Source organism: Mycobacteroides chelonae CCUG 47445 (genome assembly GCF_001632805.1).
Classification (GTDB): domain Bacteria; phylum Actinomycetota; class Actinomycetes; order Mycobacteriales; family Mycobacteriaceae; genus Mycobacterium; species Mycobacterium chelonae.
Map to the genome: position 1 here is coordinate 221,640 of NZ_CP007220.1, position 15,697 is coordinate 237,336.

The window sequence follows — 15,697 nt, forward strand, 5'->3', positions numbered from 1 at the left end:
CCGGCTCGAACGGGCTGCCTCCCTCGCCGGCTGCGTATGCAGCGGACCGCGGGTACCGGTTGACGCGGTCTAGGGCGGGCGCCGCTGATGCTGCCAGGCAGGATTTGCGTCCGGCAACAGATTTACGACCGCGGCCGCGTGATGAGTTGTGTATGTACGGACGTCGAGCCGGTGGTCAGATCCAGTACCGGGCAGTGTGCGTCCACGGCCTCCTGCAGCTCGCGATACCGCTCCTCGCTGTCCGGGCCCGAGACCGTCACGGTGACCCGGATCTGCTGGAAGCCGGGCCGGATGCTGTCGTCCAAGCCGAAGAACCCGCGTACATCGAGGTCACCTTCGGCGCTGGCGCTGAGCGAATCGACTTGAACTCCTAGTCTTTCCGCCCAGAAGCGATAGGTCACCACTTGGCAGGACAGCAGCGATGCCAAGTAGTACTCGACGGGGTTCGGCGCGGTGTTCTGTCCGCCGAGACCCGGTGGCTCGTCGACATGGACGCGGTACTTGCCCAGGGCGATTTCGCTGCCGACCGTGCCCTCTGGTTGGGCGGACGCCTTGAACACCACCGTTGCGGCCGCCGGGTTGTCGGCTACTGCCGCACGGGTCGCGTCGGTGATCGCGTTGAGGGATGTTGTCGAGGCAGTCACGCGCGGTGACATTAGTGGCACTGGCGCCGCGACGGGAGGGTTGCGTCCGTGGTGAATCCAACGGTCGAGGACGTAGGCCTATTTAAAAGGAGAAGTTTCCTCTAAATTGGAGTCATGGCTGACAGAGAAACACTTCCGCTGGCTGGGCGCAGAGACGAGGACCTTCCCGGGCACTGGTTGTTGGCGCGGCTGGGCAAGCGCGTCCTGCGTCCGGGCGGGCTTGAACTGACCACGCGGCTCTTGGCTGCTGGGAAGGTGACCGATGCCGATGTGGTCGAACTCGGGCCAGGTCTCGGCCGGACCGCGCGTGACATCGTGGCGCTGCGCCCGCGCTCCTACGTTGGTGTCGATGACACCGCGGCGGCTACCCAATCGGTACGCGATGTGGTTGCACCGTGTGGTGGTCGGGTGATCGTCGCGGATGCCGCCAGCACGGGTCTGCCCGACGCCAGCGCCGACGTCGTAGTGGGCGAGGCGATGCTGACGATGCAGAGTGACAAGGCCAAGCGCGCCATCGTCGACGAGGCCTATCGGCTACTACGGCCCGGTGGGCGGTACGCGATTCACGAGCTCGGGCTCACGCCGGACTCCGTGGATACCGCCACCAAGGACGAGATTCGCCGTGCGTTGGCTCGTTCGATCAAGGTCAACGCACGACCGCTCACCGTGGCCGAATGGAGTGAGCTGCTCATGGCCTCGGGATTCGAAGTGGTGAGCACCGACCGGGCACCGATGGCACTGCTCAGCCCGCGTCGCATCATCGCCGACGAGGGCGTACTCGGGGCCCTGCGTCTGGTGAAAAACGTTCTCCTGCATGGTGGGGCGCGCAAGCGAGTGCTCGCCATGCGCCATACGTTTCGGGAACACGCCAACGCGCTGACGGCAGTCGCCGTGGTGGGCGTGCGCCCCGAATGACCGTTGACCGCCGAGCGGGCCAGCAGCGCGAGCGGGTGCTCGGGCTGCTGCGGGAGGCAAGGCAGCCGGTCGGGGTGCAACACATTGCCGACAGCCTGGGGATTCACATCACCACGGTGAGGTTTCACCTCAGAACCCTGGAAGAACAGGGTCATATCGTCCGGCGCAGTGGTGGTGCCGGGCAGAGGGCGGGCAGGCCGAGCCTGGCCTACGCGGTCGCCCCGCGACTGGATTACGCCGATGTCGTGTCACTGTTCGCGGTGCATCTCGGTGGCACCGCAGCAGAGCGCGAATCACGGGCGGCACTGGTTGGCGCCGACCTTGCACACCGCGTGAATGTTGCGCGGCACCGGGCGTCGCTTCCGGCCGTGGATTTGGTGGTGGAAACCCTTGGTGAACTTGGTTTTACGGTGCAGTCCACGCTGATGTCCTTTGGGAGCGTCACCGTGCAGATCTGTTCTTGCCCACTTGCCGAGATCGCCACCACGGCTCCGGAAGTGGTTCGCGGAATCCAGCGTGGACTCATCCAGGAGGTTCTCGACGTGAATGCCGACGCGGTCGGGGGCCAGTTTGAGGTCACCGTATCGCCCGATGCCGGGCACGGGGATTGCACTGTCAGCCTGACTCTGGATCCACAGGTGAAAGGGAGATAGTCGTGGATGTCATCTCGATAACGGCTCTAGGGGATGAGCTGGTCGAAACGGCGCAGCGCGCGCACAGTGGTCGGTCCGCGCACACGGTGCACGGTGGCAGGGACCATGCGCTGAAGCAGGTGCTGTTGGCCCTCGGCGCCGGGCATAAACTTGCCGAACACGAAAACCCCGGCGAGGCAACCCTGTTAGTGCTCAGCGGGCGGGTGGAGCTTGCGACAGCGACCGCGAAGGCGGCGCTGGCCACCGGCGACTACGTGATCATCCCGCAGGAGCGCCATGACCTCACTGCGGTCGAGGACTCGGCGGTGTTGCTGACAGTGGTGGGCCGGGCGGGCTGAGCCCGCCGAGTGCATACCAGGCGCAGGGTATTTCGCTGAGATGCCTGCGTGTTGTATGCGCTCGGCGAACTGAGTCTTACGCCTTGGGGCCGCCGCTTTCGGCCAGCCGCCGCACCGCGTCGATGAAGACGTCGATCTCGTCGAAGGTGTTGTAGAACGCGAACGAGGGCCGCACCGTCTGTTCCAGCCCGAGCCTGCGCAAAATCGGCTGAGCGCAATGATGTCCGGCACGCACCGCGATACCGTCGGCATTCAGTGCCTTACCGGCCTCCACCGGATCGTGCCCAGCGAGCACGAACGACAGTACCGATGCCTTGTGATCGGCCGTCCCCACCAGCCGCACACCCGGGATGGCGGCCAATTGCGGTGTCGCGTACTCCAGTAGCGCGTGCTCGTACTCAGCGATCCGGTCGATGCCGATGCGCTCGACATACCGCAGCGCCTCGCCCAGCCCCACGGCGTCGGCGATGTTTCCGGTGCCCGCCTCGAACTTGTTGGGTGGACCCTGGAATACCGCACGCTCCAGGGTGACATCGGCGATCATGTTGCCGCCGCCCTGCCACGGCGGCGTCTCCGCCAGCGCGTCTTCGCTGCCATAGAGCACGCCGATCCCGGTGGGGCCGTAGATCTTATGACCCGAGAAGACGAAGAAATCGGCACCGAGCTCCTGCAGGTTCACCGCGAGGTGTGGCACCGACTGCGCACCGTCGATGAGCACGCGCGCGCCGTAGCGGTGCGCGATCTCGACGATCTGCTTGGCAGGCGTCACCGTCCCCAGCGCGTTGGAAACCTGAGTGGCCGCAACCAGTTTGGTGCGCGGACCGACCAGATCCTCGAGCTCGGAGAGCAGCAGGTTGCCGGCGTCGTCCACCGGAGCCACCTTGATGACGGCGCCGGTCTTCTTCGCGATCAATTGCCACGGAACGATGTTGGCGTGGTGCTCTAGGTGGGTGATGACGATTTCATCCCCGTGTCCCAGGTTCTTACCGCCCCAGGCATGAGCCACCAGGTTGATGGCCTCGGTGGCGCCACGCACGAAGATGATGTTCTCGTCCGCCTCGGCGCCCAGGAACTTACGGGCCGCGCCGCGCGCGTCCTCGTATGCATCGGTGGCCCGTGCCGCCAATTCGTGTGCCGCACGGTGGATGTTCGAGTTCTCATGCTGATAGAAGTGCACCAGTCGATCGATCACCGACTGTGGCTTCTGCGTGGTCGCGGCGTTATCGAACCAGATCAGCGGCTTACCGTTGACGGTCTCGGACAGGATCGGGAAATCCGCCCGAATCGACGCGACGTCGAAGGCGCGAGCGTCTTCGTGGATCGGCGCCGCGGCCGGCGCTTGACCCAAGAAGTAGTAATTCGACTCGTCGCCTCCCTTCGGTGCCACGGGGGCCGTCCAACCCAGATCCGGCACCGAAAGCGCCTCCGAGTGTGGGCTCACCCGTGGTGAAGCGACGGCTGGGGCCACCACAGGGGTGGCGAGCACCCCGGGGATTGTCGGCACCAGGCCCGAGGGGACCGCGAAATCGGCGAGACCGGTTGTCGGATAACCCGTTGCGGCGGTGTGCGCCGCAGAGGTGCCCGATGTCAGGTCACCGCCACCGCCGCGAGGTGCCACCGGCACCGCTCCGGGAATGCCGTCGGGTGTCGCCGAACTGAAAGCCGCTACCGGCGGGGCCACCGTTGCCGTCGACAGGGCGTCGGCAACGGGTGCGGGTGCGTATGGACTGGCCAACGAGCCCGCTGTGGCCGCCGCGGAGGATCCGGCCGTCGCGTCGGGCACGTTGCCCCGGGGTGCGACGGGTACCGCCGGTCCCGGGGTGTCGATACCCGGCGCTCCGGTGGGTGTGGCCTCCCAGAACAATTGGGTGGCCAATGCCGACAGCTCCGCCGCAGAGGGGAAGCCCGGTGGGCTGTCGGTTACGGGAATCGCGTCACTTGTAGACATGGAACTTGTCCACCTGCACGTCGTCGAGAACGGCCAGTGCGTCATCAGTCAGCACGGCCAGCGACGAATACAGGGTGACGAGGTATGAGGCGATGGCCGACCGGTTGATTCCGGTGAACCGCACCGACAGTCCCGGTGCCTGCTCGCCGACCAAGCCGGGCTGGAACAGGCCGACAACGCCCTGGCGCTCCTCACCGGTACGCACCAGCAGGAACTTGGTCTTGGCGTCCTTCACCGGAACCTTGTCCGACGGGATGATCGGGATGCCGCGCCAGGTGATGAACTGCGCACCGAACAGGCTCACGACAACGGGCGGCACGCCGCGGCGGGTGGCCTCACGGCCGAACGCGGCCACACCCAGCGGGTGGGTCAGGAAGAAACCGGGGGTCTTCCACACCTTGGTGATCAGGGCGTCCAGGTCATCCGGTGTGGGAGCGCCACCGAGGGTCTTGATGGTCTGCTCGGGTGTTGCCTGAGCCAGCAGGCCGTACTCGGCGTTATTGATGAGCTCGCTTTCCTGACGCTCCTTGATGGACTCGATGGTCAGGCGCAGCTGCTGGGCGATCTGGTCGTGCGGGCTGGAGTACAGGTCCGAGACCCGGGTGTTGATGTCGAGCAGCGTCGAGATGGTGCGCAGCGTGTATTCGCGCGGATTGGTCTCGTAGTCGACGTAGGTCTGCGGCAGCGGGGCCTCGTTCTCGCCCTGCTCCTCGCTGTGGATCGCCACCTTGTCGGGGTTGATGACGCGGTTCACCCGGTAAATGCCGGCCTCGACGGGTACCCAGTTCAGCAGATGCAGCAGCCACCGTGGAGTGATCGTCGACAGCTGGGGGACGGTCTTGGTGGCATTGGCTAGCTGCCGTGCGGCGAGATCGCCGAGGGCCTGGGATTCATTCTTGGCAGCGGGCACAGCGGTTTCCTCCTCAGCGAATGGGATCAAGACCTGATGCCCGAAATCCTAATCGCGATTGGGGCGGTGCATCAGGTAAGGAACACCCGTGCGCCAAACTCCTCGCGGGCGGTTGAGCCGTCGCGCCGCGTCGCCGTGAATCGGTATCTCACTCGCCCGCCCCCTAGAAGTGGCCCCGGTGGAAAAGCAGGCGCGCGGCTGGGGATCCGTAGACTGGTTGCATGCAGCACGTCGCACAGTCGCACCGACGCCGGGCGATCAGCGCGCTGCGCGCCGACAGCTTCGGGGCGCGCAGCGCCGCCGTGTGTTGCTGTTGTTGTTGATTCCCTAACCCCGCCCTCTGGCACCCGGGATCGCCGTTTTCCATGTTGACGAGCTCCTGGGCTGCAATCCGCCGGCACAAGGATCAACCAACCCATGACCACTCATTCTTTGCTATCGCTCGTCGATTGGCCCTCCGCCCGCATCACTGGCAGGCGTCACGGGTACCACGCCGAGGCACTCCCGCAGCGCCTGACGAGGTACCGCGGCGGCACCTATTCATCCACTGTGGACAAGGTTGTGTTCACCGACGGAACTTCCGCTCGCACAGATTTAATTCGCCTGAACCCCACTATCGCCGCGTACTCCCTCGATATCGCGGGAATCGCCCCCAATCTGCCCTCGGGCTACGCGGTGGCCGACTGGCTGTCGGTGGCGAACCTGCGGGCCCGCACCCGTGAATCTCAGGTGGCCTGGATCTTGGCCAACTCCTTCCCGGCGCTGTCGACGGCACAACTGAGTCGCCGGTTGCGTGCGGTGGGGTATCTGGGCGAGGCGAACATCAAGGACCACGAGGCCATCGCGGGAACCCAGGCCGCCATCTGGTTCCTCACCAACGGGACAGAGCTGGACACCGCGGCGCGCAATGTGCCAACCGCTACCCGAAAGTCTCCGTCTTTCATCGAGTTCGAATTCAAGGAGCGCCCACAGCTGGGCGGTCTGACGGTGCGGACCAGTGCGGGGCAGCAGCCGGCCAGCGTGCGGCTGCACGCATCCGTGAATGGGGCCGTGTGGCGCGAGGTGTCCTCTTCGGAATTGAATTTCAGCGAGGGTGAGGCGCAGTACGTCAAGACGTTGGGCGTCGGCGCGACGGTTGCCGAAACCCGGCACGGTGCACCGGATCTCGGGTATCGCTTCTATCGCCTGTACGTGCAGGGCGGTACCGCCGATATCGAGGGTGTCGAATTCTGGTTGCACGATGCCCGTAATCACCGCAATGCCGACCGCGTGGTGCAGCTGTACCGGTATCTGTTGGAGCAGTCGTTGATCGCGGCCGGCCAGACTGAGCACGCCCCCGTCATCGATGACTCGCAGGCTGTGATGGCGGCAGGACTCATGGGGCCCTTCGTCGTGGATTCACAACGCCCGGTTCTGCTCTCGCTGTCCGAGGGTGCCAAGGCCATGGACATCTCCGGCGCGGAGCTCACCGGGCTGGTGGGCTCGGGCACGCGTTTCTATGTGCGGCCCGCGGAGTGCGTTGCGGCGGTGACGGTCTCGGTGGTTGACCCAGTGACGACCGCCCGGGTGCTCACCGGTGTGGCAGAGGGGCCGTTGACTCCGTTGGCGCTCGTGCTTCCCGGTGCGCGGGAAGTTGTCGAACTCACCGTCGAGTGGGCCGAGACCACGCAACTGTCGCGGGTGAGTTAGCGCCAGGAGCGCGCGAACTCCAGGAATGCGTCGTTCTCTTCGGGTGCTCCGACGGTGACTCGCACACCGTCGGCGCCGAAGGGGCGCACGATGATTCGGGCCTCGGCGGAGGCTTGTGCGAATTCCGTCGAGCGATCGCCCAACGGTAGCCACACGAAGTTGGCCTGCGATGGCGGTACCTCGTATCCCGCCTCCCGGAGTGCTTGGGTCACTCTTGTGCGTTCGGCGACAACATCATTGGTTCGTGCGAGGAGTTCCTCTGCGGCGCCCAGGGAGGCCACCGCAGCGGCCTGAGCGAGGCTGGAGGCGCTGAACGGCACGTACACCTTGCCCAGCGTGGTGATCACATCGGGATCGCCGATCGCGTAGCCCACCCGCAGGCCGGCCAGGCCGTAGGCCTTTGAGAAGGTGCGTAACACAACAACATTGGGATGTTCGCGAACAAGGGCAATGCTGTCGGTGAAGTCTTCGCGCACGTACTCGATGTATGCCTCGTCGATTGCGATGAGGATGTGGGGCGGTACCGCCTCGACAAACCGGCGTAGCTCGGCGGGTGGGACCACGGTGCCGGTCGGATTGTTGGGATTGCAGACGAAGATCAGCCGGGTGGCGTCCGTCACTGCGGCGGCCATGGCCGCCAGGTCGTAGGTGTGGTCGGTCAGCGGCACCTGAACGGGAGTGGCCCCAGCGACCCGCACCACCAGCGGGTAGGTCTCGAAGGACCGCCAGCCGAACAGCACCTCGTCCCCCACCGTGGCGGTGACCTGTACGAGCTGCTGGCACAGGCTCACCGATCCGCATCCGACCGCGATGTGCTCAGGCGGCATGTCCACGTGTTTGGCCAGGTGTGAGCGCAGCTCGGCGTAGCCGTTGTCCGGGTAACGGTTGATCTGCGCGGTTGCCTCGACGATGGCCGTGTGGACGCTGGGCAGTGGTCCGTGCACGGTCTCGTTACTGGCGAGCTTGATGGCACCGGGGACGTTGCGGCCGGGGGTGTACGCCGGCAGTTCAGTCAGCTCGGGGCGAAGTCGGGCAGGCACTGGAACAGACTATCTGTGCATGTTGGACCGGATGGCGACCAACGGCTTTGCCTTCCGGCCTCGCGGGCCTGTACTCTGTGCCCTCGGCGGTTCGGAATCCATTTATGGGTTCCGGTACCCTCGGGAAGTTCAGGAGGCGTGCCAGAGCGGCCGAATGGGACTCACTGCTAATGAGTTGTCCCCTTTACGGGGGACCGGAGGTTCAAATCCTCTCGCCTCCGCGTCGGTCTGCAGGCCAAACCTGTTGACCTGCAACAATTGAATAGCACGCGCCCGTAGCTCAACGGATAGAGCATCTGACTACGGATCAGAAGGTTAGGGGTTCGAATCCCTTCGGGCGCACTATAGTTCGAGTTCAGGGGCATTTCGCTGGTAGCTGGCTAATTGCACGGCCATCGAATACCCGCAAATTAGATTTTGGTCGGTGTTGCTGGCTCATCTGCCTACTACCCGACCCGGACTGGCCCACCATGGTTCCTTGAAACACATGGGCACTCTTTGTTCAACAGGCTCGCTCAGCAGGAGAAAAGCCCCAACGGCGACGCGCATGCAGGCCAAGTGTCCATAGGCCGAGGACAAGCGCGGCGGCCAAGCAACTAATTGCGGTGATTTGTAGGGCCGTTTCAGAAGCGACTTGTGAGCCGATACCGCGGCTGCGATCGGTGACGGCTCCCGCCATCGCCACGCTAAGGCCAGCTGCGACGGTGATCACTGTTTTGGTGACTCCGGATGCCTCCCCGGCTCGCTCGGGTGTGATGACTCCTTGAGTGGCGATCAGGGTCAACGCATTAGCGGCCCCGAGGGCGGCGCCAGCTAGCGTGGCCGCGATCAGATAGACCGTGAGCGATGGCGCCCACACCAGGCATAAAAGGCATGTGGCCGCGCCCGTAAGGAATATAGCCATCGCATATACGGCAACCGAGGGAACGATGCGGCCGGCCAGTGGGCCGGTGAGTGCCATCGCCAGTGCCGGGATGAGAAAGGCGACGCCTGCCCTAACGACCGACAGACTCCATTGCCCCTGCAGTGTCAAGGGGACAACGAATAGGAGCATCACCATTGCGGCGTTAGCCACCGCACCGGTGAGCGTCAGCGCCACAAAAGGCCCATTGCGAAAGAGCGCTAGGTCAACCAGTGGATTAGTCGCTAGTTGTTCGCGATACACAAACAAGATCAGCAGCGCGAACACCAGGATGATCCCGGCGATACTTGCAGATAACGGCCATATCCTGACGCGGTCGACGACGATCGCGAGTGCCGCGAGGGCTGCGGTGATCGTCACCAACCCCGGCCAGTCGATCTGTCGATGGTGGTCGTTGTCGAAGCTCTCGTCGACGCGACGGGCCGCAAGAGCCCCGGCGGCGGCCAAGGGCACATTAAGCCAGAACACCGCCCGCCAAGAGACGGTGTCGGTGAGAAATCCGCCGACGAATGGCCCGCAGGCGGTGGCTATTCCGCCGATACCTAGCGCCCATCCAATGGCGCGACCACGCATCTTGGTCGGGTACAGGTTGGTGAGCAAAGACAGACCTACCGGCATGATCATCGCGGCACCCGCCCCTTGGGCCACACGCGCTCCGACTAAGACGGGCAGCGTCGGAGCGAGCGCGCACACCAGGGACGACACCCCGAAAAGGGCCAGTCCTAACACGAGCAGACGCCGTCGCCCGAACAGGTCACCAAGACGTCCGGCACCTAGCATCAGCGTGCCGGTAGACAGCAGGTAGGCACTGACCACCCACTGCAGACCACCGCTGTCTGCGTGCAGATCACGGCCGATCTGCGGGAGCGCCAGGTTCAACGCGAACGCGTCCAGCTGAATGCAGAACACTCCAACGGACATGGCCAGCAAGGCCCACTGTCTAGCTACGAATATTGGTGCCATGACGATCTGGCGTCCTTCCTTGCCGCGGCGGCGGCATTACCGAGAACTTGGCGCCCGTCTCGGCTCGGACTAGGCGCGTAAAGAGCAATAGAGCGGAACAAGGAAAACCCACGGTGGGTTGGCGATTTCACGGAAATCGTGATCAGACGACAGGCACGTAAATTCACTCTGGGCGCCGCAGGAAGACACCTGCAGCAGGAAACCGCGAGGGCGTGCATCAATACCCTACCGGATATCAAACTAGCGTGCCAGAACCAGAACAGATCGTGCCAACATGACAGATTGCCATCAATATGACAGATGCAGCAACGCCTTCGTTCAACTTGACTAATTCATGGCCAATTGACTGACTATGCCGGATCTGTTGGCTGAACTATTTCGCCTTGCTACGGTTTTTGTGTACGACCTCTAGCGTGTAATCCGCAGGGGTTCGAATTGACTCTTCCGGGGGCTGGGAGTTGGCGGGTAATTAGCCCTCATTTTCGAGAATATGGTAGTTCGCTACCTGTCCTAGACCTCGACAATGAGAATAGTTAGGCAGATGCAGTGACATTAGATGCACAGACGACTTTTACTGAATCGAATTCAACTCGACGAGGACGCTACAAAGCAGAAATAGCGTCGGTCTCCCCCATGTCCAGCAGAAATACCTTCGAACAGCATGACACGTGCTTTCTCGGGGTGAGCCTTGAGAATGCGAACTTCACTCCAGCCAAGCTCAGGAGCATGGTGAAGTGGATCTCACGTAGATTTTCACACTGCACGGTTCTCGTAGGTGACAGCATTCATCGCATCACGCTTGAGTCGGCTGGTTCGACCACTCCCGATGATGCTCAGTTGCGCGCGCTGGAGCTCGGATGTGAGTTTATCGAGGATATGAGTGAGATATTTGATGAGTACTGCGATTCCACTGACTTCACATACTTGAAATGCAGCGAGGTAGCCGATAGCCAGGAGTTCTCCAAGTTTCACACCGAGCTACGTGCCTTCTTCTCAGAGAACGACGCATTTAAGTCATCAGTGGAGTCGTTCGGTCGCGCATACCACGGCAAACACTCGCATGAAGTAGGTGCAGCTGAATGGGAAAAGCGAATCAACATGTCCAGCGACTACTTCTTAGAAGAGTTCGCGATTTTCGCCTGCCTGCAGCAGCAAGGAATTCCGGTGATGATATATCCCGGCTCCTTTAGCACACTCTCCGAAATCGCAGGCGGAGAACATCCGATGGCGCCACAAGAGTTGCGTGATCTGATTGTCGTGTCACTTCACCTGAAAGGCCGCGGATCGTGACAGATTCAATTCGTACAACCATCCCGGAAATACGGCGGGGAAAGATCTATCAGGATGTCTACGCAAAACGCTCCTCGGATCAGGTTGCCCTGGACGAAGCACAGCTAGAACGAGCCAAAATCTCGGCTGGAGAACTACTTTTCGAAAATTCTCACGCGCGGAATCAGGCATTTGGCGACGGAGTGTTCTTCCTGGAGATACCTGCCGATCTTGACGTGGTGGCCGGGGATGCATTCGCTCAGCAGTTCTATCGCGGCCTTTCTTTCGCTCCGTACGGCAAGTTCCGCACCATCGATAGCGACAGTTTTGGCGACCCTCTGCTGGGATTCCACCAACGCTCCAACCAGATCGAACAATTCCTCCTGGAACGACGCTTTTGGGCCAATCATTATCCGGCCGAGATCGCCAGTCTTGGCGAGGCGCTCACACAGCTCTCCGAACAGGTACTGCGATCGGTGTTATCGCTGGTGGGCATACCCGAGACGGAATGGTCGCTGGCCACCGGCGGCTGCTCAAGGTCGGCGGGCTCATATCATTTAACATTCAACCACTATCGGCCTGCCCACGAAGACATCGGTCTGAGCTCCCATAAAGACGACGGGTTTCTCACGATCCTGCGGACCACCAGGCCGGGCCTGGAAGTTGCCCGCGGCGACCGGTGGGAGATCGTGCCGGTAGACCCCTCCTGCTTCATCATCAACTTTGGGCTGTCGATGGAAATCCTTACCGCGCACAGCGAAACACCTGTTGCGGCAATCATGCATAGGGTCGCACGCCAACAAGAAGATCGGTCCAGCTTCGGACACTTCAGCTCCAGCGGATGCCTGCCGGGCCAGGACCAAGGCATCTACCGCTACGCCCAAGAAGCCGGACTTGAGCGCATCTGCGATTCGCGTGAGTTGATCGATGAGAACGACTACGAGATCTATGCCGGGACCGAGGCCCCTGAACCCGCCTCCCTGCAGGCCGAAAGCAGCCCCCAATGACCGCGGCAATGACACTGCAACGCGCGCTCGTTGATAATGAGGCTGCTCTGGCATTCACCACCGAAGGTGGCATGTCTCAAGCACTGCGGGACGGTTGTTTCCTCCTCGCTATACCAAACGGATTCGACGCCGAGCCCGGTATCACATTGTGCCGTCAGTTCTATCGGAGTCCCGAAGACGGCCCCGAAGAGACCCATGCGTATCGCGGATTCCGAGCGCTAGAGGGCATCTACTTTGATCGGGAACATTTCCAGACCGAGCATGTCCTAATAGACGGGCCCGGACGCCGTCTGCATTTCCCCGACGAACTTATCGACATGACCGAGCAGATGAGCGATCTGACCCGCTTGGTGTTGCGCCACGCGATGAACGAATTGGATATCCCTGAGGCCCTGTGGAGCAAGGTCACCGGGGGCGCAGTAGATGGACGAGGCACACACTGGTTCGCGGCAAACCACTACCGCTCCGAACAGCCCAAACTCGGCTGCGCCCCGCACAAGGACACTGGATTTGTGACCGTCCTGTACAACGAAGAGCCAGGACTGGAAGCCTCTGTCGAAGGCACCTGGGTTCCGATCGACCCAGCACCCGGCTATTTCATCGTGAACTTCGGGGGGACGTTCGAGCTGCTCACCGCCGAGTTAAGCCAACCTGTGCGAGCCATCTTGCATCAAGTCCGCCAGTGCAATCCGACACCCAGTTCGCAGGACCGCTTCTCATTCGCGGCCTTCGCCAATCCACCAGCGACCGGCGACCTCTACCAGGTGTATCGCGATGGGTCCGCCGCGGCGGTGCGCAGCTCCGCAGAATTTCTGCGCGAGTTCAACGAACAAACCTGGTCCGACCGCCACGCAGAGTTCGGAATTAGCCAGTCTGTGGGTGCAGGAACAGGAACACCATAGTGGCTACTTCCGCAAGCACCCACAAGACTACCCAGTCGACCAGCATCGTCGCTGCACCGGAATATCCAAAAAATGAGCCTTTTCCCGGTGTGCTCGCCCATCATCCCGGACCCACTCGTGGACATAGCCATGCCGCTGCCTTTCATGAAGCAACAGTTAATCGAGGCTTGCCGGCATCGGATTACTTCCGCAGCGCTGGGATCAGCAGACTCGCTGAGGAAAACGGCGGCCTGTGCACTTTCTGGATGGGACACCAACTCGCGGTCTACCAGATCACAAACACTCCCTTAGTCGGCGACAACTCCTTGGCACCCTCCACGGACGCAAACAGGGACCTGTTCGGCGATTTCATGGGATCGCTGCCACATGACCACCAGGACCGCCCGACGAAACGCGCAGTCATCGAGCGGTCCCTGGGTAACGCGAAATTTATTGAGCGCCTTGAGCCCGCTATACGGCGATACACCGCAGATTATCTACGCCGCTCAGCCGGGCAACCGATTGCGCTAGATGACTTCACGCTGACCCTGACTGCCTACGTGGACAGCATGATCCCCGGCGTTCTGGATCTCACTGACAAACCACTGCCGGAGTACCTTCACTCAGCAGAATACGGTCCGGTAGTCCGCGGCTTCTTCGACTTGGCCTCCGATGTCATCAGCAACAACAACCCCCAAGCTATGCGGGATTTCGACATCATCGTCCCGTTCGTTCGCGACCTACTGACCGACAACCTCGGCTCTCTAGAAAACGCCCCGTCCTCCAACATGATTCGGCGCTACTTCGCGTTGTGGGACCACCCTTTGACTCGTGACGGTCTAGATCTCCTCGACACCGCACGGATCAAAGAACTCGGCACAATCATCGTCGCAACGTACGACACCACCGCTCTGAGTCTGATGTGGGCACTTAGCTACATCGAGAGCGAACCCGAAGTCAAGAAAACTGTCATTGCAGAAGCCCAGAGTCGTGGCGTCGGATCGTGCCCCGCACACGAAGCGCCTTCGGTGACGGACCTTGCAGTTCTCGAAGCCGTACGGCTCGGCGGGAGCAACCCCTGCGCGCTGTGGCGTCGTACGACCGCGCCCTTCACCCTGCATCATCGAGGAACAACGGTGACGATCCCGCCGGACACCATGCTGTGGTTGGACCGCCGCCAGGCCAACCGCGACCCAGCTGTCTTCCCAGAGCCAGACCGTTTCGCACCCGCGAACATTCAGGCGATTTTCCGGACTGAGCGTGAGACGGTCGCATCCCTGATTTCCCGGGGACGTTACGAGATCAATTCATTCAGCATGGTCAACGCCGATCGAAACCCGCGCAAGTGTCCTGGCCGCCTTTTTTCAGTACAGATGCAGTCCGTCGTCCTGTCGGAACTGTATGGCGCGTACACAGTAAGCGCCAATGGCGTAGACCTTCAGCTCAAGCGGCACGCGTCCATGCCCCGCCCCGCCGCACCCGGCACGATCACGATCTATCCACGCACCGAGACAGTCAAGGAGCCGACCTCATGACGACCTCCAATTCAGTCACGGCGCGGGCGCCCGTTAGCTTGCCGCCGATGCCACGGGAACACGAAGCTCTTGCTGCCTACCCTCGAATCCAGCTAGAACACGCCCACCTCGACGAGGAACAACTCCTGTTCGAATCCGCTGAGGGGTTCGACCGCGCCTTAGCTCAAGGTTTCTTTCTGCTGCGCATCCCTGAAGCTCTCGAGACCGAGCCCGGCGATCGGTTCGCTGCACACTTCTACCAAGACCAAGCAGGCGACGAACTAGACCGTTATCGCGGGTTCCGGGAGATCGACGTGCCTGGCACCTACCAAGGCTACTTCGACCGCGAACATGACCAATGGGAGAACTTCTACATCGAACAAGCCAATTGGGCGCTGCTGCCTGCCGACGTTGCCGAACTAGGGCGTGGCATGACCGAACTTGGGATCTCCGTCCTGCGAGCAGTATTCCGCCGCCTGCGAATCCCTGCGGAGCTATGGAGTCAAGTCTCTAGCGGCCTGTCCGAGCACCACGGCCATCAAATGCTCGCGTTCAACCATTTCCGCTCACAGAAAACCACCCGGGGCTGCAAGTTCCACCGTGACTCTGGATGGGTGACCGTACTGCGGTCTGTAGACCCCGGTCTCCTTGCCCTCATCGAAGGCAGACTCGGTTCCATAAACCCAGAGCCGGGATATTTCATTGTCAACTTTGGAAGCTCTTTGGAAGTACTCACCGCGGATCTGCCCACCCCGGTCCGGGCGAACATTCACGGAGTAGTCGGCACGGAAAGAGCCGCAGGCCAGCCCGATCGCATCTCGTACGTAACGTTCCTGGACTCCAACCTCGACGGAACCATCTACCGCATCACCAACGACGGAACAGCGCAGCCCGTGCAGTCGGTCGCCGACTTCGCTGTGCAAGAAGTGAATCGTACTTACAACGACGACATCACGCTGTGAACACTCACTCCGATCCCAACAACGAAGACACCAACCACGATG

At 62.0% G+C, this 15,697-nt stretch carries 14 protein-coding genes and 2 tRNA genes; 11 read left to right on the top strand and 5 right to left on the bottom strand.

Going from position 1 to position 15,697, the window contains the following annotated elements; genetic code table 11:
* Nucleotides 1-122: 122 nt before the first annotated feature.
* Nucleotides 123-644 carry an OsmC family protein gene (locus BB28_RS01055; RefSeq protein WP_081252330.1) on the bottom strand — a complete coding sequence of 174 codons (522 nt, stop codon included), beginning with the start codon at nt 642-644 and terminating at the stop codon, nt 123-125.
* Between the two features lie 114 nt (nt 645-758).
* On the opposite strand from BB28_RS01055, the gene BB28_RS01060 reads away from it, so the two are divergent.
* From BB28_RS01060 to BB28_RS01070, 3 genes are read left to right on the top strand one after another with little or no spacing between them, the layout of a single operon-like run.
* Nucleotides 759-1,559 carry a class I SAM-dependent methyltransferase gene (locus BB28_RS01060; protein WP_046252172.1) on the top strand — a complete coding sequence of 267 codons (801 nt, stop codon included), beginning with the start codon at nt 759-761 and terminating at the stop codon, nt 1,557-1,559.
* On the top strand, nt 1,556-2,212 hold the full coding sequence (locus BB28_RS01065) for a helix-turn-helix transcriptional regulator (protein WP_081252183.1): 657 nt from the start codon (nt 1,556-1,558) through the stop codon (nt 2,210-2,212). Before BB28_RS01060 ends, BB28_RS01065 begins: the two co-directional genes overlap by 4 nt.
* Nucleotides 2,213-2,214: 2 nt before the next feature.
* A complete protein-coding gene (locus tag BB28_RS01070; protein WP_046252173.1) occupies nt 2,215-2,550 on the top strand; it encodes a cupin domain-containing protein in 336 nt (111 codons plus the stop codon).
* Nucleotides 2,551-2,626: 76 nt separating this feature from the next.
* Here BB28_RS01070 and BB28_RS01075 read toward each other — a convergent pair whose 3' ends face one another.
* Together BB28_RS01075 and BB28_RS01080 are read right to left on the bottom strand one after the other, a co-directional pair.
* Complete coding sequence (locus BB28_RS01075) at nt 2,627-4,498, bottom strand: family 2A encapsulin nanocompartment cargo protein cysteine desulfurase (RefSeq protein WP_046252174.1); 1,872 nt, start codon at nt 4,496-4,498, stop codon at nt 2,627-2,629.
* The gene (locus tag BB28_RS01080) at nt 4,485-5,408 is read right to left on the bottom strand and encodes a family 2A encapsulin nanocompartment shell protein (RefSeq protein WP_046252175.1); all 924 of its coding nucleotides are present in this window, start codon (nt 5,406-5,408) and stop codon (nt 4,485-4,487) included. The genes BB28_RS01075 and BB28_RS01080 overlap by 14 nt, the downstream gene beginning before the upstream one ends.
* A gap of 417 nt (nt 5,409-5,825) precedes the next feature.
* Between BB28_RS01080 and BB28_RS01085 the strand changes: the two genes are divergently transcribed.
* Entirely contained in the window at nt 5,826-7,097 is a 1,272-nt protein-coding gene (locus BB28_RS01085) for a thioester domain-containing protein (RefSeq protein WP_046252176.1), read from the top strand.
* Here the strand turns inward: BB28_RS01085 and hisC are convergent.
* Entirely contained in the window at nt 7,094-8,137 is a 1,044-nt protein-coding gene (hisC, locus tag BB28_RS01090) for a histidinol-phosphate transaminase (protein ID WP_046252177.1), read from the bottom strand. The genes BB28_RS01085 and hisC overlap by 4 nt on opposite strands.
* A 132-nt stretch (nt 8,138-8,269) precedes the next feature.
* On the opposite strand from hisC, the gene BB28_RS01095 reads away from it, so the two are divergent.
* Nucleotides 8,270-8,358, top strand: a tRNA-Ser gene (locus BB28_RS01095).
* A 48-nt stretch (nt 8,359-8,406) separates the two neighbouring features.
* A tRNA-Arg gene (locus BB28_RS01100) sits at nt 8,407-8,479 on the top strand.
* Between the two features lie 160 nt (nt 8,480-8,639).
* Here the strand turns inward: BB28_RS01100 and BB28_RS01105 are convergent.
* Nucleotides 8,640-9,980 (bottom strand): MFS transporter, encoded by a 1,341-nt coding sequence (locus BB28_RS01105; RefSeq protein WP_109550527.1) that lies wholly within the window; start codon nt 9,978-9,980, stop codon nt 8,640-8,642.
* A 588-nt stretch (nt 9,981-10,568) separates the two neighbouring features.
* On the opposite strand from BB28_RS01105, the gene BB28_RS01110 reads away from it, so the two are divergent.
* The 5 genes from BB28_RS01110 to BB28_RS25300 are packed head-to-tail and all read left to right on the top strand — an operon-like array spanning nt 10,569 to nt 15,655.
* Nucleotides 10,569-11,312: a tRNA-dependent cyclodipeptide synthase gene (locus BB28_RS01110; RefSeq protein WP_046252179.1), complete on the top strand. Its 744-nt coding sequence runs from the start codon at nt 10,569-10,571 to the stop codon at nt 11,310-11,312.
* Nucleotides 11,309-12,298, top strand: coding sequence for a 2OG-Fe(II) oxygenase family protein (locus BB28_RS01115; RefSeq protein WP_046252180.1), 990 nt, complete (start codon nt 11,309-11,311; stop codon nt 12,296-12,298). Before BB28_RS01110 ends, BB28_RS01115 begins: the two co-directional genes overlap by 4 nt.
* Complete coding sequence (locus BB28_RS01120) at nt 12,295-13,200, top strand: 2OG-Fe(II) oxygenase family protein (protein ID WP_046252181.1); 906 nt, start codon at nt 12,295-12,297, stop codon at nt 13,198-13,200. The genes BB28_RS01115 and BB28_RS01120 overlap by 4 nt, the downstream gene beginning before the upstream one ends.
* Nucleotides 13,200-14,714, top strand: a complete 1,515-nt coding sequence (locus tag BB28_RS01125; protein WP_126315363.1) for a cytochrome P450 — start codon at nt 13,200-13,202, stop codon at nt 14,712-14,714. Before BB28_RS01120 ends, BB28_RS01125 begins: the two co-directional genes overlap by 1 nt.
* Nucleotides 14,711-15,655 carry a 2OG-Fe(II) oxygenase family protein gene (locus tag BB28_RS25300; RefSeq protein WP_052740076.1) on the top strand — a complete coding sequence of 315 codons (945 nt, stop codon included), beginning with the start codon at nt 14,711-14,713 and terminating at the stop codon, nt 15,653-15,655. Before BB28_RS01125 ends, BB28_RS25300 begins: the two co-directional genes overlap by 4 nt.
* The last annotated feature ends 42 nt before the right edge of the window (nt 15,656-15,697 follow it).